The 18,103-nt window shown below is 58.8% G+C and carries 19 protein-coding genes and 1 pseudogene; 12 read left to right on the forward strand and 8 right to left on the reverse strand.

Translation table 11 applies throughout. The features are described from left to right. Positions 1–452 precede the first annotated feature (452 nt). On the forward strand, positions 453–770 hold the full coding sequence (locus ACVCMJ_RS04965; protein ID WP_447080334.1) for a DUF4148 domain-containing protein: 318 nt from the start codon (positions 453–455) through the stop codon (positions 768–770). Positions 771–869: 99 nt separating this feature from the next. Here the strand turns inward: ACVCMJ_RS04965 and ACVCMJ_RS04970 are convergent, their stop codons facing one another. Together ACVCMJ_RS04970 and ACVCMJ_RS04975 are read right to left on the reverse strand one after the other, a co-directional pair. Continuing rightward, complete coding sequence (locus tag ACVCMJ_RS04970) at positions 870–1,274, reverse strand: hypothetical protein (RefSeq protein ID WP_447080335.1); 405 nt, start codon at positions 1,272–1,274, stop codon at positions 870–872. Between the two features lie 5 nt (positions 1,275–1,279). Further along, positions 1,280–1,636 carry a hypothetical protein gene (locus ACVCMJ_RS04975; RefSeq protein ID WP_447080336.1) on the reverse strand — a complete coding sequence of 119 codons (357 nt, stop codon included), beginning with the start codon at positions 1,634–1,636 and terminating at the stop codon, positions 1,280–1,282. A 212-nt stretch (positions 1,637–1,848) separates the two neighbouring features. Between ACVCMJ_RS04975 and ACVCMJ_RS04980 the strand changes: the two genes are divergently transcribed. From ACVCMJ_RS04980 to ACVCMJ_RS05000, 5 genes and pseudogenes are all read left to right on the forward strand, one after another. Further along, a complete protein-coding gene (locus ACVCMJ_RS04980; protein ID WP_447080337.1) occupies positions 1,849–2,529 on the forward strand; it encodes a heavy metal response regulator transcription factor in 681 nt (226 codons plus the stop codon). Between the two features lie 3 nt (positions 2,530–2,532). Continuing rightward, positions 2,533–3,939 carry a Cu(+)/Ag(+) sensor histidine kinase gene (locus tag ACVCMJ_RS04985; RefSeq protein WP_447080338.1) on the forward strand — a complete coding sequence of 469 codons (1,407 nt, stop codon included), beginning with the start codon at positions 2,533–2,535 and terminating at the stop codon, positions 3,937–3,939. Between the two features lie 88 nt (positions 3,940–4,027). After that, a pseudogene (locus tag ACVCMJ_RS04990) lies at positions 4,028–4,360 on the forward strand (Tn3 family transposase). Positions 4,361–4,677: 317 nt separating this feature from the next. Beyond that, positions 4,678–4,938, forward strand: a complete 261-nt coding sequence (locus ACVCMJ_RS04995) for a TFIIB-type zinc ribbon-containing protein (protein ID WP_447080339.1) — start codon at positions 4,678–4,680, stop codon at positions 4,936–4,938. 289 nt (positions 4,939–5,227) lie between these two features. Next, positions 5,228–5,950, forward strand: coding sequence for a TerC family protein (locus tag ACVCMJ_RS05000; protein ID WP_447080340.1), 723 nt, complete (start codon positions 5,228–5,230; stop codon positions 5,948–5,950). A 535-nt stretch (positions 5,951–6,485) separates the two neighbouring features. Here the strand turns inward: ACVCMJ_RS05000 and ACVCMJ_RS05005 are convergent. From ACVCMJ_RS05005 to ACVCMJ_RS05030, 6 genes are all read right to left on the reverse strand, one after another. Next, positions 6,486–6,914, reverse strand: a complete 429-nt coding sequence (locus ACVCMJ_RS05005) for a cupin domain-containing protein (RefSeq protein WP_447080341.1) — start codon at positions 6,912–6,914, stop codon at positions 6,486–6,488. A 63-nt stretch (positions 6,915–6,977) separates the two neighbouring features. After that, complete coding sequence (locus ACVCMJ_RS05010; RefSeq protein ID WP_447080342.1) at positions 6,978–7,412, reverse strand: DUF411 domain-containing protein; 435 nt, start codon at positions 7,410–7,412, stop codon at positions 6,978–6,980. Positions 7,413–7,484: 72 nt separating this feature from the next. Then, a complete protein-coding gene (locus ACVCMJ_RS05015) occupies positions 7,485–7,994 on the reverse strand; it encodes a disulfide bond formation protein DsbD (RefSeq protein WP_447080343.1) in 510 nt (169 codons plus the stop codon). Continuing rightward, entirely contained in the window at positions 7,991–9,178 is a 1,188-nt protein-coding gene (locus tag ACVCMJ_RS05020) for a protein-disulfide reductase DsbD family protein (RefSeq protein WP_447080344.1), read from the reverse strand. The genes ACVCMJ_RS05015 and ACVCMJ_RS05020 overlap by 4 nt, the downstream gene beginning before the upstream one ends. A 10-nt stretch (positions 9,179–9,188) precedes the next feature. Beyond that, positions 9,189–10,862, reverse strand: a complete 1,674-nt coding sequence (locus tag ACVCMJ_RS05025; RefSeq protein ID WP_447080345.1) for a multicopper oxidase family protein — start codon at positions 10,860–10,862, stop codon at positions 9,189–9,191. A 1,320-nt stretch (positions 10,863–12,182) separates the two neighbouring features. Next, the gene (locus ACVCMJ_RS05030; protein ID WP_447080346.1) at positions 12,183–12,419 is read right to left on the reverse strand and encodes a YdaS family helix-turn-helix protein; all 237 of its coding nucleotides are present in this window, start codon (positions 12,417–12,419) and stop codon (positions 12,183–12,185) included. 892 nt (positions 12,420–13,311) lie between these two features. Between ACVCMJ_RS05030 and ACVCMJ_RS05035 the strand changes: the two genes are divergently transcribed. The 6 genes from ACVCMJ_RS05035 to ACVCMJ_RS05060 all read left to right on the forward strand — a co-directional run bounded on the left by ACVCMJ_RS05035 (position 13,312) and on the right by ACVCMJ_RS05060 (position 18,049). Next, entirely contained in the window at positions 13,312–13,539 is a 228-nt protein-coding gene (locus ACVCMJ_RS05035) for a helix-turn-helix transcriptional regulator (RefSeq protein WP_447080347.1), read from the forward strand. Between the two features lie 138 nt (positions 13,540–13,677). Beyond that, the gene (xth, locus tag ACVCMJ_RS05040) at positions 13,678–14,511 is read left to right on the forward strand and encodes an exodeoxyribonuclease III (protein ID WP_447080348.1); all 834 of its coding nucleotides are present in this window, start codon (positions 13,678–13,680) and stop codon (positions 14,509–14,511) included. 53 nt (positions 14,512–14,564) lie between these two features. Beyond that, positions 14,565–14,897 (forward strand): hypothetical protein, encoded by a 333-nt coding sequence (locus ACVCMJ_RS05045; RefSeq protein ID WP_447080349.1) that lies wholly within the window; start codon positions 14,565–14,567, stop codon positions 14,895–14,897. Then, positions 14,897–15,553 (forward strand): guanylate kinase, encoded by a 657-nt coding sequence (gene gmk, locus ACVCMJ_RS05050; RefSeq protein WP_447080350.1) that lies wholly within the window; start codon positions 14,897–14,899, stop codon positions 15,551–15,553. The genes ACVCMJ_RS05045 and gmk overlap by 1 nt, the downstream gene beginning before the upstream one ends. 12 nt (positions 15,554–15,565) lie before the next feature. Then, positions 15,566–15,769, forward strand: coding sequence for a DNA-directed RNA polymerase subunit omega (gene rpoZ / locus ACVCMJ_RS05055; RefSeq protein ID WP_447080351.1), 204 nt, complete (start codon positions 15,566–15,568; stop codon positions 15,767–15,769). Between the two features lie 12 nt (positions 15,770–15,781). Next, positions 15,782–18,049, forward strand: a complete 2,268-nt coding sequence (locus ACVCMJ_RS05060) for a RelA/SpoT family protein (protein ID WP_447080352.1) — start codon at positions 15,782–15,784, stop codon at positions 18,047–18,049. Positions 18,050–18,103: the final 54 nt, after the last annotated feature.

Genomic DNA, 18,103 nt, shown 5'->3' on the forward strand with positions numbered 1-18,103 from the left:
GGGTGTTTCACGCGAGAGAGTCCTGTGGTTAATTATCCAAATAACTGTGCTCGCTGATTAGATTGATTCAATTGGGTTTGATCCGTCCGAGCGTGACATCCGACACTTTAATCAAGTGCGGTTGTCAGCAAGGTGACGGCCAGATTACTTTTTTGTAATCATTTGGTCTGAGGCGGTAACTCCCCATACTCTCTTTCCTGTAATTGAAAGGCATCCACCTTGCGCCGTTTCTCGTCCAATACTTAACGACCTCGCAGCGACAAAAGAGGTATCGGATTGGGCAGCACATGATGTATTGAATGAATGCTTTTCGTTAGAGGTGGCAGCTTGCCGTCTTCATGTGACGAAACGGTAATGAAACAGTCATCGGCGAGTAACCTGCCGGACTGTAAAGTGGTGGACATGCAGTTTTACTGCTCCACCTCAATCAACCAGAAACGAAGGAAGTTAATATGAAGGTTACCATCACCCTCGCCGCTATTGTGCTCAGCCTCACCACTGCGAGTTTGACGTACGCTGAAGAGCCATACTATCCGATAAGTGACGCAACGAGCGTCAGCAGCACCATAACCCGTGCACAGATACTTTCCAAGCTACAGGTAGCAGAAGCGGTGGGTGAGCTCCAGCTCAGTCAACAGCCGTACTATCCGCTGGATATCACACGGAGTACGAAAACCCGTGCACAGGTACTTTCCGAGCTACAGATAGTGGAAGCATCAGGCGAGCTCCAATCGGGTCCGTTGCCATACTATCCGGGCGCCGTTTCCTGATCGCGATAATTAAAAGACGGGAGCCCGCGAGGTGAGCCAACTTTGCGGGCTTCTCGATGTGTCAACAAATGAAGCATGGATGCGTCTGTTAATCACTTGTCAGGAGTACCAGCGCAGAAATGCAGCACTCGAAAGCGCCACAATCGCAAGGCCAGTCAGTGCTCTCCAGGTGAATACCGCACGTGGATCTGTACGAATTGCCCCTTCGCGAAGCGAGATGAAGATAAGCACGCAAGCGCTTACGGCGGAGACTGCCTTTACTGCGAGCGCTACAATCGCGACGCCGTGGAGCGTAGGGAGTTGTCCGTAAAAGTGCAGACTCACAAGTCCGAACAACAGGCCACTTATGATCTGGATAGACCAGCCAACGAGCGCAAACCATAGTGCGTTACGCAACTGCAGGCGTCCAGAGACGATTGGGTAGAGAGGGCTGGCAAGAACGAATACCGCGCCAAAGTTGTGCACCACTTGGGTGAGTGCATAGAAGAGATTCTGCCCGTTCATCGCCTCTACCCGACGTGCACGTTCACGCAGGCTTTTGCACCGGTCTGGATGTGGGCTCGGTTGGCTACATCGACACAGACGGTGTGCTCGCCCGCAGGAAGATCTAGCCCTTGGAGGGTGAAGTTTCCGTGCAGCTGGCGCGTTTGCCCCACCTGCTCTCCATCCACATAGACGTGCAGGTGATCGACCTCGGGACCTGGCGACGCTTGGTAGCTAAACGAATCCGAGCCCGCTACCTTCAGCGTCACTGCGGGCGGCGCGCTTGCTACCACGCCCGAGGAGGCGACGGCGGGCAAAGCCAGCAGTGCCAGGATCGACGAGGACAGCACAACGAGAAAGGCTGAAACTTTAGTGGGCATCATGTCAATTCCATCGACCAAGTTCGGCATGTTGATTTTACAGACGGCAGGCATCAGCACCCGGCATAGCCGACACAAGGACAGGGCATTACAATTTTGTAATCACACTGTCATGTGCGCGACAGCAGTACTGCACTAAAGTTCCCCGTTGGGCGGCACCTTCAGCAGGGAGGTTCGCATCGTGGCAAAAACCTGTGGTTTTGAGGAGTTACCCCATGAAACTACTTGTGGTCGAAGACGAGACTAAGACAGGGGATTATCTAAAGCAGGGGCTGGAGGAATCGGGATTCGTTGTCGATCTGGTGCGATCAGGGCTGGATGGTCATCATCTTGCGTTGACGAGTCCCTACGATCTCATCATCTTGGATGTGATGCTGCCGGATATTGACGGCTGGCGAATTGTTCAGGCGCTGCGAGGGGCAAAATCTTCCACTCCGGTACTTTTTCTCACCGCACGAGATAGTGTGGAGGACCGGGTAAAGGGACTTGAGCTTGGCGCCGATGATTATCTGGTGAAGCCTTTCGCATTTTCCGAGCTTCTCGCCCGGGTGCGCACTTTGCTGCGGCGAAGCGCGGTCCCAATATTAGATCACTTGCAGGTCGCAGATCTTATACTCGATATTCCTCGGCGCAGGGCTGAGCGCCAAAATGTGCGCATCGACCTGACGAACAAGGAATTCGCACTGCTGGAGCTTCTAGTACGCCGGCAAGGCGAAGTATTACCGCGTTCGTTGATTGCCTCCCAGGTTTGGGACATGAATTTCGACAGCGAGACCAATGTCATCGATGTAGCAGTGCGTCGATTGCGAGCGAAGATCGATGACAATTTCGAACCTAAATTGATCCACACAGTGCGCGGTATGGGCTATATCCTAGACACGAATCAGACGGACTGACCGATGAGGCAGCGACCCGCATCTCTGGCATTGCGACTTACGGTCTACATTGGGACCACCATCACGGTTATCCTGCTCGCCTTTGGCTGGGTCATAGAACGGTCGATCAATGCTCACTTTATTCAACAGGACGTCGATGAGCTCCAGGCGGTTGTGCAAGCGCTTAAGCACACGCTCTCAACCCTTCCACCCCATTTGGGCCCCACTGAACTGAGAGCACGATTCTCCGACGCAGTTTCGGGCCACCATAACGCTCAATACCGCGTTGCATGGGACGCGGGTGCTCAGATTTATGCGACACCAGGCCCTGACCTCACTCCATTCACTCGTACTGTTGCGCCGGTCGACAAGATCACGATCGATACCCTCAGCCTTTGGCAAGCTCACGGGCAGACGCTACGCGGCGCTGTGCTTCAATTTACATCCGATACGCTCCCCAAGCCCAGCAGACTGACTATTACTGTGGCAACCGATGTCGACTTCCATGTACATTACTTGGAGAGCATGCACAACTATCTGCGCCTTGTCACAGCAGCCGCCTGTCTTATTGCCATCCTCGCCATTTGGTTCGCGGTGTACCAAGGTCATGCGCCGCTACGGCGTATCAGCCGTGAAATGCAGAAAATTGGGTCCAACCAGATGCATGTGCGGTTAGCGCCGGACGCCTTGCCTGCCGAACTGGTGGAGCTTGCCACTTCCTTTAACGCAATGCTGGACCGGCTCGAAGGGGTGTTTCGCCGTCTGTCAGAGTTCTCGGACGACATTGCGCACGAACTTCGCACCCCGATCACGAACCTGAAGACCCAGACCGAGGTGGCGTTGTCCCAAGCGCGCAGCGTCGGGCAGTACCGTGAAGTCCTCTACTCCAACCTGGAGGAGTATGAGCGCATGGCGAAGATGGTGGGCGACATGCTGTTTCTGGCTCAGACAGACAATCACTTGCTCAAGCCAGAATTGGTGAAAATCGACCTGGAGGCCGAAACCCGCCTCCTCTTCGATTACTTTGGCGCCTGGGCGGAAGAGCGAGAAGTGCATCTGGAAGTCGCCGGCAAGCCGACCTGCATGCTTGGAGACAGGCTGATGATCCGCCGCGCATTGAGCAATCTTTTATCAAATGCTATCCGCTATACACCAGCAAAGCGTAGTGTCATCGTTACCCTTTCAGCGACCTCTCACAACGCTTGTCTGCGAATACAGAATCCTGGGCCAGTCATACCCACCGAGCACATCACTCACATATTCGAGCGGTTCTATCGACCAGATGCTTCTCGACGGCGTAGTGGAGAAGGTGCTGGTCTAGGTTTGGCGATCGCAAGATCCATCGCAGAGGCTCATGGTGGAAGTATCCGTGCCACATCCACCGTAGAAGTAACCACGTTTGAAATCCTGGTCCCTCTGACGAGGTGCTGATTCCTATCATAACTGCACACTGGAACCGTGCCGTCGTCGCGTGGTGAGACTACGACCACCCGGATGCCCGCGTCAAAACGGTCTAGCCGTGACACTGCGCGAGCTGAGGCGCATCGAGCGCACGCTGTTCATCTTGGACTGGTGGCAAAGCGTCGAACTGCGCTGTCTCGTCCATGCCGGGCAAAATAGAGGTGAAGCACACATCACACTGGCCCGCGCTGTGTTCTTCAACCGACTAGGGAAACCCGCTACCACGGCTTTAATCAGCAGCGCTACCGAACTGGCGGTCTCAACTTGGTAACAGCCCGCCGGCGTTGTGCTGTGGAATACGGTCTATCTGGAACGGGCTGCACATGCGCTGCGTGGCCACGACCACGCCATCGATGAGGCGCTCTTGCGGTACCTATCGCCGTTGAGCTAGGAACACATCAATCTGACCAGCAATTACCTCTGGCGCAGCACCGCCCGACTGAATCCACGACCGAGTTGCAACCGCGAGGCAGAAGAGTCGTGAGAACATGTTCCCTATACGAGCAAATCTCGCCGTCCTGTAGCCCTTTGATGCGTCTCATCGCACCGCGCACCGTCCCGGCCGCCATCCTTCATGCACAATGACGCATCTTGACTTCACACAGGACTAGGCGTGAAGAATCGGAGCTGGGCATTCTGCGAAAATAGAATGGAACCAAGAGTTTGCCCTGCTGTCATAGTTCATTCATTCCACACGGAGATTGGCCCATGAAATGCCCAGTATGTCAGGACACGGATCTCACCATGTCCTCGCGCCAGAACATCGAAATCGACTACTGCCCAAAATGCCGTGGTGTCTGGCTGGATCGCGGTGAGCTCGACAAGCTGATCGAACGCAGTACCGAAGAAGCTGCCGCCCAGACACGCACGACGGCATCGCAAACACATCCACGGCAGCACCACGACGATTCGCGCGGATACGACAACCGACGCAAACACAAGTCATTCTGGCACGATATTTTTGACTAACTCATTTATAATTGCGCAGCAACAAGGGGAGTAGCTTACTTCCGCGGCGTCGTCAATACGGTCTCATGTCTCTGGCAGAGATCCGGCGCCCGGGCAGCGATACGCTGCAAGCCAGACCTTGCCTGTCAGGGCAAGGCACGTCTACTCTCTTCGACTGGCCTGACCCTTAAATGGTTCAGGCCTTTTGTTTTCATGCCAAAGCACGCACTGGAATCGAGCTGCACGGTACGAAGCGACAGCCCCGGACCAAGACAGGGTTTTCCGACCACACCTGCATCCGGAGAAACGAATGCTCGAATTATTTCAAACGCTCAGTTGGGCCGCCGTCTTCCAGATCATCCTGATTGACATTCTGCTAGGTGGCGACAACGCGGTTGTCATCGCATTAGCCTGCCGCAACCTACAGCCCCGACAACGCCTGCAGGGAATCCTATGGGGCACAGTCGGCGCCATCGGACTGCGTGTCGTGCTCATTGCCTTTGCACTGACACTGCTGACTATCCCATTTCTAAAGATTGCAGGCGCGCTGCTGCTGCTGTGGATCGGCGTGAAATTGCTGCTCCCGGACCCAGGAGCACACGACAAGGTTGCAGGCGGAGCGTCGATTCTGGCTGCCGTGAAGACCATCCTCGTGGCGGATGTGGTGATGAGTTTGGACAACGTCATTGCAATCGCTGGCGCTGCGCAGAGTGCGCGTGCCGACCACCAGATTGGGCTGATCGTCTTCGGACTTCTCGCGAGCGTCCCTATCATCGTCTGGGGCAGTACTCTGGTGCTCAAACTCATCGACCGCTATCCACTGGTCGTGACCTTCGGCGCCGGGCTGCTTGGCTGGATTGCGGGCGGCATGCTGTTGACTGACGTCTTTATCGTTGGATACCTGGGCGAACCCACCACAGCAGTGAAGCTCGCGGTGGAAGTCGCAGGTGCACTGCTTGTTGTCGGCGCAGGTCGCTACCTTGCGGCTCGGCGTAGCACATCCAGAATGGAAGCGGATTCCGCAAGGACGTAGTACGCGCAAGCATAAAACCTGTAAAGTTCTGCCTCCCCGTCACAGGGGAGTCACTGAACTTTTTTAAAGACAGCTTCCGCTGCCCGGCGGCCTCCTCCGTTACGGATGCCGATGCTGGTGATGGATATCGAGATAGTGCGGGTGGCTATGCGTGACGGGCGCGCGGGTGCGCTCGTGCGTATGCGGCTCGCGGCCAGCGAAGCCGCGACGACGGGAGGGAGTAAACGCGCGTGCGACCGGCAGCGGCAGCCCGCCGCATCGGACCTCGCGGCGCCAGTGCTGCACCATGTTTGGGGTTCAGTTCAAAACAAGTGGGGACTATCGTCCGATCGACGCCCGCCTTCAAGATACGTTCGCGGGACACTTACAGAACAGCAGCGCCGTCAACAACACCAGAATAAGCAGGGGAGCGTTGTGCGGCGCATTCTCTTGGATGTATAGGTGGCGATCACACCCCGAAGCTTAACCCCAGGACAATGTCAAGCCAGCTCAGAAACAATCCACGATGGACGGCTGCCGCCGGACGGCACCAAGCTCATTTGTCGAATGTGGTCAGAGGACCGTGTTTTGTGTCGACCACGAAAACGGCCAGCAGCTTGGCGGGTTCGGTCTGGCTGGCGTTCTCGCTCACGACATGATGCGCGCCTGGATTCTCATACCAAGTCTGCCCCGCTTTATAGACATGCACCGGTTCGCCTTCAACCTGGCTACGAATCGAACCCGATACCACATAGGCCATGATGAAAGCTGACTTGGCATGCCAGTGGGACGGTGACTTTTCGCCGGGCTTATAGTTCACCTCGACCGCAATCAGAGACTTCTCGGGGATGTTCGTAATTGCATGGTTAAAGACTTCGGCCACTCCGTTGGCTGAGGCATCCGCAGCGACGGAGGGCAACGGCGTCGCGCCCAACGCGATTGCGAAGCCGAGCGACGCGATAGCTGCATATTTTTTTGCGTTCATGGTAACTCCACTGATTGTGTGCAATCTGCACGATAACTTGTTTGCGCCCATTGCCCACCGATTTCAAAAGGTGGCGAAGACCTTGGGTGCAGGGCCAGCGTCCAGAACATAGACGTTGAGCGGTCCGGCGGCGGCTCCCGACATGCCGGGAGCACCCACAGGCATCCCGGGTATGGACAGGCCTTTGACGGGAAGGTGATCCCCCAGCATCCTTTTGACATACTCGGCAGGTACCAGACCCTCCACGACGTAGTCGCCAATCAACGCCGTATGGCAGCCCGCGAGGTTCGTGGGAATGTGGTATTTCGCCTTGATGGAGGCGAGGTCCGATGTGTTGATTGTCTCCACCGTAAACCCGTTGGCTTCCATGTACGCGGCCCATCGGTCGCAGCATCCGCAGTTCGGATTCTTGTACATCTTGACTGGAATGCCTGCCGCGAAGACCGAGAGCGGCAAACCGAGCGCCAAGCCCAATACCAGTTTTTTTACGCTATGCATGGTGAAAACCTCCTGTTGAGAAATCGTCCAAAAAATATCTGAAAATCGTGCGTTGTGAGGTGAGCCCCGTAGTCAGGCTTGTTCGTCAACAACAGGGATTGTCGCGGGCGCGAGGCAGATACCTTGATCATTGCAGGCCTGGACCCGCACGAGCAGGCGGTCGCCCGCTTCGATTCTGAGTGTGTGCACCGAGATGCGGGTGCCGTCCTCGTAGACCAGAATGTCGGTGGCGCCGATCTTGATACCACTACGCTTGCCGGTTGGGTAATCGGCCTGCACCGCACGTTCTTGGCCATTGTGTTCAACGAGAACGGTGGATGGGATCAGATTATCCAGAGAGGCCGGGTTGGCGTTGACGTGCCACTCGCGGCCGACATGCAAAGTGATGACGCCGTCTTGTCCCATCTTGGCGAGCGATGCCTGGACGTGGTTGGCAGAATTGGCAAATTCCGTGTATGACGCAGTGCCGCCAGCAGGCGGATTAACCGGTGTAAGAATCCTGTCCGACATAATGGTGGCAGCGCCAGCGACGATGATGATAATGGCAAGTATGCTCAGGCTATATCGAGAGCGGCGATTCATCGTGAGTACTCCTGTAATGCAGTTTTGTTCAGTGCTTGCACAAGGCTCGCGCTGGTGAAAAGGCCCGAGAGCGTTTGCACTTCGCGCCCTTTGCGATCGAGCACGACGGCAAAGGGCAGCCCCACTCCTCCATGTAGGGCGAGCAGGTGTTCGAGAGTTGGGTCAGGGTGGGTGAGATCCACCTGTAGAGGGATGGTCCCGGTGCGTTTCAAGGCGGCAACGACACTGCGGTCCTCGTAGGTGGTTTTTTCGAGGACCTTGCAGTTGATGCACCATTGAGCGGTAAATTCCATCAAGACAGGGCGGCCCAGCGTGGGGAGCACCGACACATCAGCGGCGCGCAGCGGCTGCCAGGCAATGACCGTTTCCGCTGACTGTCCAAGTCCCGAACCGACGTAGCCCAGTGCCGCAGCCGTGGCACCTACGAAAAGCGCCGCCGCGCGGGCGCTACGTTCTGTCGCCCTCCAGGCCGTGACAGCTACCCAACCGAGCATAGCGACGAGCAGGGCTACCCACAGCGGCGCGCCCCACGCGGTAGGCAGGATGCTTTGCGCATAAAAAAGAGCGGCAGCAAGGAGCAACCAACCAAAGCTCTGCTGAATGACCGCCGTCCAGGCTCCGGCGCGGGGCAAGCGCTTGAGCAAATCCGGGCACAGGATAAGGATCACATAGGGTGCGGCCAACCCCAATCCGATCGCGACAAAAATGACGATGATATTGGCGAATGGCTGCGTCAGCGCAAAGACCAGCACGCCCCCCAGAAGCGGCCCAGTACAGGGAGTGGAGAGCAGCGCGCTGACCAGTCCCGAAAAGAAGGGTTCGAGCAGGCGCCCTCCACGCAGTGTTACCAAAGCATTGGGCAGAGGCAGGCTGCGGCCCGTGAAATTCACGACAGCCAAGGCCATGAGAAGGATGCTCAGTGCAATCAGCAACGGTCGCGATTGAAAGAGCACTCCCCAGCGCCATTGCAGCACGGCCGTAGCAATACCGAGAACACCAAAGAAGAGAACCGATCCTGCAGTAAAGAACGCTGCGGAAACCCAGCGAACGGCCGGGCGTTCGCCCGCTTCACGCAGGACCGCACGCACCTTGAGCGGTACGGCAGGCAGGACGCACGGCGTGAGGTTGAGCAGCAGCCCGGCGCCGGCCGCGAGCAAGGCCTGCACAAGCAACAGTGAGTTCATATCGGCGGCTTCACGTGGACGGGCGCGAGGCCTTTACCTCGTAGTCGCGCATGAGGCCTGTGCTAGCATGCTCCAGCATGTGGCATTGATAAGCGTAAAGGCCCGTGAAATCAGCGAACCGCATGATCACTCTCACCCGCTCCCCGGGCATGACGAGCACCGTATCCAGCCAGCCTTCATCCACGCAGCCGCCGACAACGCCCGCATGCTCGGGACTACCGATGCGCTCCAGAACCTGAAATTGCAGGCCATGCAAGTGGATGGCGTGCGCCATCATCGGGCTGTTGGCAAATTCCCAGACCTCGGTGGTGCCAAGCCGCACGATCTCATCAGGTGCCACCGCATTCATCTTGAAGCTGCGGCCATTGAACCCCCATTGCATATGACTCATGGTGATGCGAAAGGTCCGGGGACTGTGACGGTTGATCGCGTCTTGAATGCGCAGGCGCTCGAGGCTCGACAATTGTTTAGGAAGCTCAAGCGTGTTGGCGACCTTGCGCGTGACGTGGACGGTGAGGATGGGGAGCTGCGCACCGTCAGGAAGCGAAGATCCGCCCATCATGCTGCCGCCGCCCATCATGCCGTTTCCGCCAGGTATGCCGCCCATGTTCATCATGCTGCTGAAAGCCTGGCTCATGAGGGTAAGATCGCTGCCCGCAACGTCTTGGCTGAAATCCGCCCAGAGTCCGATGCGCTGCCCAGGCGTGAGCATGACGTAATTTTTGCGGACAGGCTCACGCAGCAGTCCACCGTCAGTGGCGATGACCGTGAGCGGCCGGCCATCCTGCCAGGCAAGTTTGTAGGTGCGGGCATTGGAGGCGTTCACGATTCGTAGACGATAGGCATGCGTGGCGACCTCCAGCGTCTGTGCCGGACGGCCGTTCACAAAGATCGAGTCGCCAAAGAACCCCATCATGCGGGTCATCATGCGGCCCATGCCCCCCGACATCATGCTGCTCATCATGCCCCGCCCCCCCATCATGCCGCCTTGGCCAGAGGAACCGCTATCCGTCTGAGGCTGGTGCCACGCCTCGGGCCCTGTGCCGGTCAGATAGTGCAACTGGTTGTCTTGCCCCCAGGCACGGTCCTGGATGACGAGAGGCAAGTCGTATTCACCTCGGGGCAGCGACAAAGCCGCCTCTTCTTCATCGCTGACGACCAGCAGGCCGGCAAGGCCAAAGTAAACCTGCTCCGGCGTGTGGCCTGCCGCCATGGCGTGGTACCAGTAGGTGCCCGCACGGTCGCTGACCTGGAACTCATAGCGGTAGCGTTGGCCAGAGGCGACCTCGTAGCGTGGCAGCCCCATCATGTCGGCTGGCACATGCAGACCATGCCAGTTGATGATGCTCGGCTGATCGGTCTCGTTGATGAAGTCGATGCGCAGTTTTTGGCCCTTGCGAACATACAGTGTCGGCCCCAGAGTGCTGTTGGGGTGCGCGAGCACGCTGTTGGCATCGCCTTTGAGCACCCTGGCCTCGTAAGACCAGACGGCAGTGGTTGATCCCGGGCGCAGCGCCACCCTACGAGGGCGCGCCGTCAGCTCCAGAGCCAGGTCGGGTTCAAATGTGCGCTGCGGGCTTTGGGCCCAGGCGGGTGCAAGTGGCAACCCCGCCAGCAGCGACACAGTGGCAAAACCAGTGGCACCAAGAAAATCCCGGCGGCTGGTGCGTCCAAATCTCTTCATGGCGGTCATCATCCCTGGATGCCCGTCGGCGGCGTCGATACCTGCACCGTGGAGGCGCCATTCACGGGCACCGGCAACGCAGTTGGGGAAGACTGTCGCGCTAACTCGTTCGCGTTATTGCAGCTATCTCCATCGCCATGATGCATCATCTTCATACAGACACCCACCATGAGGGCGCAAGGGAGTATGGAAAGCAGCACAACTCCAGTTTCTGTTTCGGCGAGGCCACTTAGGCTCCCGGAAAAAACCCATACGATGGCGGCACCTGTCGCCAGACCGATCCAGAATCGATGACGCATTACTTGCCTGAAAAGGCGCGAGGCTGCCCCCGGACGGGATATCCCTTCTATTACAAATGACTTCACGGCGAATTCTCTATATAAAATCAGGCGCGGCACTGACCACAAACTCGGATACGATTCGCGGAGTTTGTGCCCGATTGTGAGGTGTGGCCTGTGGGTTGATCGCAGCGTCTGCCCAGCGCACTGGCGTTTGGCTATGACGCAATTGCAGTTCTCACCGAGAATCGGCAAGCCTGTGGCTACGAATCAAATTCGATAGCAGCAATTGCGGATCGATAGGGAGGGAGAAGTTATCCGGGTCAGGCCCGGCGAGGGACGGGGACGCGGTTGTTGGGACGCACCGTCCGGTACATGAAAGAAGGTTGAGACCCAGAAATTGGGTGCGGGGGTCAGGAGCTTCGGCATTCGAAGCTCTGGTGCAACTTCGTTACTTGCGTAGGCCTGTGGAGCGCATTGAGCCGCTTGTACCGCGTCCAAATGCCCACAGTTCGATTGCATGCCGGTACTGCATGACCCCATCTCCATGGTGGCCGATGCGGACTTTGCAGTCCTCATCGTATCTGAACACGTCCCAGCCGCGGCGACCACCTGCATCAGCAGCAAGCTGAGCGCAGCCACAACGGTGATAAGAGTACGTTTCAGGTGACGGATTGATACCATCTTGGACGTTTCGGTTTGAAAGCTTGCTTATAGACCTTGGTCAAACGACTTCGACCTCGCTCTGATGATAAACCTGTACCCAGGGAGAAGGTCAAGCCGCGCAATGATAGCCAGGCTGGTACCGGCGGCTACACGGCCCACCATCTTCCTCATCATATCGACTCACGTGTGGCGCAACTCCGGAGGTTCGGGGCTTCGCTGAAGAAACCGGTACAGGATGGCTTGATAGTGGCAGGGGAGATCGCCCCATGCCGTACCACCAAGTATCTCCTGCAGCGCGCCGTCGTGGCCGAAATCAGCGTGAAAATAGGAACCAAAGCCTTGCTGCCACCGATATCCACATGAAATTCTCGGCAAATTAACCCTCTCCCCGCAGCTCCGGCCAAATCTGCCACCAGTCATCCGGACGCAGCTGCTTCCGGGTGACTGCACCACCTGTCAGCTCCTCGATTTCCACGCAGCGGATAATCGGCACTGGACGACTACCTGATGCCCATCCGCTGACCACGGGCACGGGTACCCCCAGCTTGTTAGCAAGTTTAGTCATCCCACCCATTACGGCACAGGCTTCGCGGACAGGTTGAAAATCTGGCATTTGCTTTCATAACCATGTTAATAACAGGGATTCTATTAGATAAATCCGTTATTTTCATGTAACGGACCGTAGGTTTTTTGATCTTCTTTGCAGCGCGAAAGTTCATCAGTAATCGGCTGAGTTGTAACGGCAGGTCAAAACTCGACCGGCAGCCTGTGAAACAGGTTGAACCGATCTGAACCAAAATTTTTTCAGGCCCCCTAAGGGGACCGATGATTTTATGACCATACGCCCAGTACGGAATAGTCACAGGCACAAACAATTTGCCCTGGCAACGTATCCCAAGGCCGCGCAGGTATCCGCTAAGCTCAATCACCCCTTAGTAAAACCTTGAATCACTTAGAAAATCAACCAGCCGATTGTCTATTGACAAGCATTATGCTGTTGATAACAATAGGGCCATCTGCTTCACGCAGCCCCGCTCTTTAACAAGCAACAAGCGATGAATACTGCGCCCTGCCCGATCACGCGGCACGCGACTGCGCAGCAACCTGTAAGGCATCGGGGTTGAAGCAAAACCGATGAAATCCACCAACGGCGGTCAGCTCCTCGCGTGGGGCATGGATGGCTCCGTGCAGTGGGGACTCCCCTAGCGGAAGCGCCCGGTGCATTCACCCGAATGCCCACCATCAGGGATGGCGACGTAATCCCATGACGACAGCGGGAAAGACCGCAGTTCTCTGCACCCAGACGAACCGCTGCCAGCGGGCCAGCGTCTGACTCTGCCGGGGACGATCAAAGCATCCGACCTCCATCGCGGCATCTTGGCGGGTCGGCTCCCAGGGCTCCGGCGAGCCCGCTTTGGAAGGTGTCCATCCGGGCATCTCCCAAAGTGCCCGTACTCACATCTTCGAACTCCTATTTTCACCAGCCATCCCGAAAGGATCGACTTATGACAGTAGCAAGCACCTTCATCACCCATCCTCCTCACCGCCCAGCAACACGTGCCCTGCTCTATCGCATCAATGTGGCAGAAGCAAAACTGGGGGTCTCACGCTCCACTATTTACCGGCTGGTCCACGACGGCGAGCTGGAACTGGTCAAGATTGGCAAGCGCTCCAGCGGAATCACCGCCTCCAGCCTCCACGCCATGATCGAGCGCAACAAGGCGCCGTGCTGATACCATAGTCGTATTCACGCAACACAGAAGAACAACGCCCACCAGGCCTAAATTGGGTAGCTAGGTGGGTAGCTAGACCGATAATGCGGCTTCTGGCAGTGTGATAACCATCTGATTAATAACAGAAATATCAACTGTATGAAACTCGCCACCTGGAACGTCAACTCCCTCAACGTCCGCCTAGGGCACGTCATCACCTGGCTCGAAGCTAACCCCGTCGACGTGCTCTGCCTGCAGGAACTCAAGCTGCCGGACGAGCGATTCCCCCGTGATGCGCTGGCGGAGATCGGCTACCACGCCTGCTGGGCGGGGCAAAAGACCTACAACGGCGTGGCGATCCTGAGCCGTTCGCCGCTGGAAGCGGTGCAGCGCAACATTCCCGGATACGAAGACCCGCACCAGCGGATCATCGCGGCGACGCTGCCGGGGCCGGACGGCGCGCCACTGCGGGTGATCAGCGCGTACTGCCCGAATGGCCAGTCGGTGGGCAGCGACAAATACGCCTACAAGCTGGACTGGTTCAAGGCGCTGCATGGCTGGCTGCAGACGGAACTGACACAACACCCGGATCTGGTGATCCTGGGCGATTACAACGTCGCGCCGACGGATGCGGACGTGCACGACCCGGCGGCCTGGGTGGGCTCCGTGCTGGTGTCGGAGCCCGAGCGGGATGCGTTTCACGCGCTGCTGCACCTGGGGCTGCAGGACACCTTCCGCCTGTTCGATCAGGCGCCGAAATCCTTCAGCTGGTGGGACTACCGCCTGTTGGGCTTCCGGCGCAATGCGGGCCTGCGCATCGACCACATCCTGGCATCGGCCAGCCTGGCAGACCAGTGCAAGGCCTGCTCCATCGACAAGGTTCCGCGCGGTTGGGAGAAGCCATCGGATCACGCGCCGGTGGTGGCCGAGTTCGGCGCGCCCACGGATGCGATTCCGCCGACGCCCGTTGCGCCGGACGCGCTGCCGGGATGAAAGACCCCGGGGCGCTTGTCTATAATGTTGCATTGAACAAACCTGCCTCTGCCATGCCCCTGGATAGCCGCCTCATTGCCCTGCTCGATCGTGGCATGGTGCTCGACATCGCGCTCGAGAACCTGCCCTTCCGGGTTTACGTCGCCCAACGCGATGCCGACGTGCAGCAGGTCGCCGACCTGGTCCCCGCCGAACAGTTCCAGGGGGAAGGCGAAGTGCACGTCGCGGCCATTCACAACGGCGACGACGCCAGCCAGCACATTCAAGAGGTGCTCTTCAACCTGAATCCGGGGGATGCGCTCGTGTTTCTATGCACCGGCGAACAAGCCTACGTCGACACGCTGGCGGCGTTTGGCCAGACACCCCAGCCGGAGGCTCACTCCTGATGGCTACGGATGCGGTGCCGCACGTCGGCAATATTTTCATGGTGGTAGCACCCAGCGGGGCCGGGAAATCCAGCCTGGTGAATGCCTTGCTGGAACGGGATCCCAGCCTCATGCTGTCGATTTCATGCACGACGCGCCCGCCGCGCCCGGGCGAGCATGACGAGGTCAACTACCGTTTCCTGACTGTGGACGCCTTCCAGGCGTTGCGTGAGCGCGGCGACATGCTGGAATGGGCGGAGGTGCATGGCAACTTTTACGGCACACCGCGCGACCGGGTGGCACAGGCGGTTTCGGGTGGCCAGGACATCATCCTGGAAATAGACTGGCAGGGCGCCCGCCAGGTTCGGCAGCACTATCCGCAGGCCATCGGCATCTTCATTCTGCCGCCGTCGATCGAGGCGCTGGAGCGGCGCCTGCAAAAGCGCGGGCAGGATTCGCCCCAGGTGATCGCGCGCCGGCTGCTGGCCGCGGGCGGCGAAATGGCCCATGCGTCAGATTGCGAATATGTTATTATTAATCAAGAATTTAGCGCCGCGCTCGCACAGCTTCAGCATATCATCGCGGCCGCTCGTCTACGCTATACCGCCCAATCGATCCGGCATGCCGACCTGTTCATGCAGCTTGGCATCCGGAAGCCTATTTCAACCGTTTCCTGACCAGGTGATCACATGGCACGCATTACTGTAGAAGACTGCCTCGAGCGAGTCCCCAACCGATTCGACCTGACCTTGGTGGCCACGTATCGCGCGCGCGAGCTGGCCCAGGGCCACGAGGCCCGCATCCAGACCCACAACAAGCCCACGGTGACTGCGCTGCGCGAGATCGCGCAAGGCCAGGTCGGCGTGGAAATGCTGCGCAAGGTCCCGACCTGAACCGGGGGGGCCATGGCGTTTCCTGGTCTTCGCGGTGCTTCTTCCGGACTGCTGGCCGTCCTGCGCAAGGGCCCCCGGCTGCGCCGGCGAAGGTCGCGTCCGGCGCCAGCCGCCCCCATTGAAGCGCCACCCAGCCCCATCGCCTCGCTGGCGGAGCTGAACAAGATCATCTCAGACTACCTGTCGCCGCAAGACGTCGCGCGCGTACGGGAGGCCTATCGCTTCGCGGACAATGCCCACCTGGGGCAGTTTCGCGAAAGCGGCGAACCCTACATCTCCCACCCCATCGCGGTCGCCGAAATCTGCGCCGGCTGGCAGCTCGATGCCGACTCGCTCATGGCGGCGCTGCTGCACGACGTCATCGAGGACCAGCACGTTCCGAAGCAGGACCTCGCCGAGAAATTCGGTGGCGAGGTCGCCGACATCGTCGACGGGCTGACCAAGCTGGAACGGCTGGAATATGCCACCAAGGCCGAGCAGCAGGCGGAATCCTTTCGGAAGATGCTGCTGGCCATGGCTCGCGACGTGCGCGTCATCCTCATCAAGCTGGCCGACCGCCTGCACAACATGCGCACGCTGGAAGCCGTCAGCCCTGAAAAGCGCGGGCGCGTGGCGCGCGAGACGCTGGACATCTATACCCCCATCGCGCACCGGCTGGGCCTGAACGCGCTGTTCCGCGAACTGCAGGATCGCTGCTTCAAGGCGATCTTTCCCAATCGCTATGCGGTGCTCTACAAGGCGATGATGGCCGCGCGCGGCAACCGGCGCGAGGTCATCTCCCGCATCGCCGAGGCCGTACGCGCGGCACTGCCGGCAGCCGGTATTGACGCAGAGGTCTCCGGGCGCGAGAAATCGCTCTTCAGCATCTACAAGAAGATGGTCGAGCAGAAAAAGTCATTCTCGGACGTGCTCGACATCTATGGCTTCCGGGTCGTCGTCCACACGCTGCCGGAATGCTATCTGGCCATGGGAACCTTGCACCAGCTCTACCGACCGGTTCCGGGAAAATTCAAGGACTACATTGCGATCCCGAAGATCAACGGCTATCAGTCGCTGCACACGACGCTGATCGGCCCCTACGGCACGCCGGTGGAATTCCAGTTCCGCACACGCGACATGGACCACATGGCCGAAGAAGGCGTGGCCTCGCACTGGCTGTACAAGGAAGTCGACACCTCGCTGAACGATCTGCAGAAGCGCACCCACCAGTGGCTTCAGTCGCTGCTCGACATCCAGAGTCAGACGGGTGATTCGGGAGAATTCCTGGAACATGTGAAGGTCGATCTGTTCCCCGACGCGGTCTACGTGTTCACGCCCCAGGGCAAGATCCTCTCGCTGCCGCGCGGCGCCACGCCTGTGGACTTCGCCTACGCCATCCATACGGACGTGGGCAATCATGCCGTGGCAAGCAAGATCAACGGGGACTTCTCGCCGCTGCGGGCCGAGCTGCACAGCGGCGACGCGGTGGAAATCATCACCTCGACCGCCTCGCGCCCCAGCGCCCAGTGGCTGAATTATGTGCGGACCGGGCGCGCGCGATCGGAGATCCGCCACTACCTGCGCACCGAACGCTACGAGGAATCGGTCGCCTTCGGGCGCAGGCTGCTGAATCAGGCCTTCGATCAGTTGGGCATCGCCTATCCGGCCGACGACGACACGCAATGGGAGCGCATGTCCAAAGGCTCGGCGGGTGCGTCGCGCACCGAAATCCTGGCCGACATCGGTCTGGGCAAGCGCCTGGCCGCCATCGTGGCGCGACGCTTCTCGCCCGAAAACGACATGCTGGAGACCACCGCCATGGCGGTGGACGAATACAACTCGGCCACCAGCGCGCCCGTGGTGATCCACGGCAACGAGGGCCAGGCAGTACAGCTGGCACCCTGCTGCGGGCCGCTGCCGGGCGATGCCATCATCGGCGGAATCCGCCTGGGGCACGGCCTGGTGGTCCATATGGCGGACTGCCCGGTCGCCCAACGCCAGCGGGCAAAGGAACCCGAGCGCTGGATTCCCGTCGTGTGGGATACGACCACCGCTCGCCACCTGACCACGCGCCTGGACCTGACGGTGCTCAACGAGCGCGGTGTGCTCGGCCGGCTGGCCGCTGAAATCACCGAGGCCGATTCCAATATCGTGCAGCTCACCATGCCGGACGAAGGCGCGGCCACCGCGCTATTGCACGTGACCGTTCAGGTCGACAGCCGCAAGCACCTGGCCCAGGTGATCCGCAACATCCGCCACGTCCCCCAGGTCCAGAAGATCAGTAGAAGTAAGGCCGGCTGACAATAGACCCAATGGGCTATTTTGTCGGCGCGGCCTTACCGGAACGGCATGCAG

The organism is Castellaniella sp. UC4447_H14, assembly GCF_052978285.1.

Coding starts and splice junctions, on each gene's coding strand:
- ACVCMJ_RS04965 (WP_447080334.1), top strand. CDS start 453: ATGAAGGTTACCATCACCCTCGCCGCTATTGTGCTCAGCCTCACCACT.
- ACVCMJ_RS04970 (WP_447080335.1), bottom strand. CDS start 1,274: ATGAACGGGCAGAATCTCTTCTATGCACTCACCCAAGTGGTGCACAAC.
- ACVCMJ_RS04975 (WP_447080336.1), bottom strand. CDS start 1,636: ATGATGCCCACTAAAGTTTCAGCCTTTCTCGTTGTGCTGTCCTCGTCG.
- ACVCMJ_RS04980 (WP_447080337.1), top strand. CDS start 1,849: ATGAAACTACTTGTGGTCGAAGACGAGACTAAGACAGGGGATTATCTA.
- ACVCMJ_RS04985 (WP_447080338.1), top strand. CDS start 2,533: ATGAGGCAGCGACCCGCATCTCTGGCATTGCGACTTACGGTCTACATT.
- ACVCMJ_RS04995 (WP_447080339.1), top strand. CDS start 4,678: ATGAAATGCCCAGTATGTCAGGACACGGATCTCACCATGTCCTCGCGC.
- ACVCMJ_RS05000 (WP_447080340.1), top strand. CDS start 5,228: ATGCTCGAATTATTTCAAACGCTCAGTTGGGCCGCCGTCTTCCAGATC.
- ACVCMJ_RS05005 (WP_447080341.1), bottom strand. CDS start 6,914: ATGAACGCAAAAAAATATGCAGCTATCGCGTCGCTCGGCTTCGCAATC.
- ACVCMJ_RS05010 (WP_447080342.1), bottom strand. CDS start 7,412: ATGCATAGCGTAAAAAAACTGGTATTGGGCTTGGCGCTCGGTTTGCCG.
- ACVCMJ_RS05015 (WP_447080343.1), bottom strand. CDS start 7,994: ATGAATCGCCGCTCTCGATATAGCCTGAGCATACTTGCCATTATCATC.
- ACVCMJ_RS05020 (WP_447080344.1), bottom strand. CDS start 9,178: ATGAACTCACTGTTGCTTGTGCAGGCCTTGCTCGCGGCCGGCGCCGGG.
- ACVCMJ_RS05025 (WP_447080345.1), bottom strand. CDS start 10,862: ATGAAGAGATTTGGACGCACCAGCCGCCGGGATTTTCTTGGTGCCACT.
- ACVCMJ_RS05030 (WP_447080346.1), bottom strand. CDS start 12,419: ATGCCAGATTTTCAACCTGTCCGCGAAGCCTGTGCCGTAATGGGTGGG.
- ACVCMJ_RS05035 (WP_447080347.1), top strand. CDS start 13,312: ATGACAGTAGCAAGCACCTTCATCACCCATCCTCCTCACCGCCCAGCA.
- xth (WP_447080348.1), top strand. CDS start 13,678: ATGAAACTCGCCACCTGGAACGTCAACTCCCTCAACGTCCGCCTAGGG.
- ACVCMJ_RS05045 (WP_447080349.1), top strand. CDS start 14,565: ATGCCCCTGGATAGCCGCCTCATTGCCCTGCTCGATCGTGGCATGGTG.
- gmk (WP_447080350.1), top strand. CDS start 14,897: ATGGCTACGGATGCGGTGCCGCACGTCGGCAATATTTTCATGGTGGTA.
- rpoZ (WP_447080351.1), top strand. CDS start 15,566: ATGGCACGCATTACTGTAGAAGACTGCCTCGAGCGAGTCCCCAACCGA.
- ACVCMJ_RS05060 (WP_447080352.1), top strand. CDS start 15,782: ATGGCGTTTCCTGGTCTTCGCGGTGCTTCTTCCGGACTGCTGGCCGTC.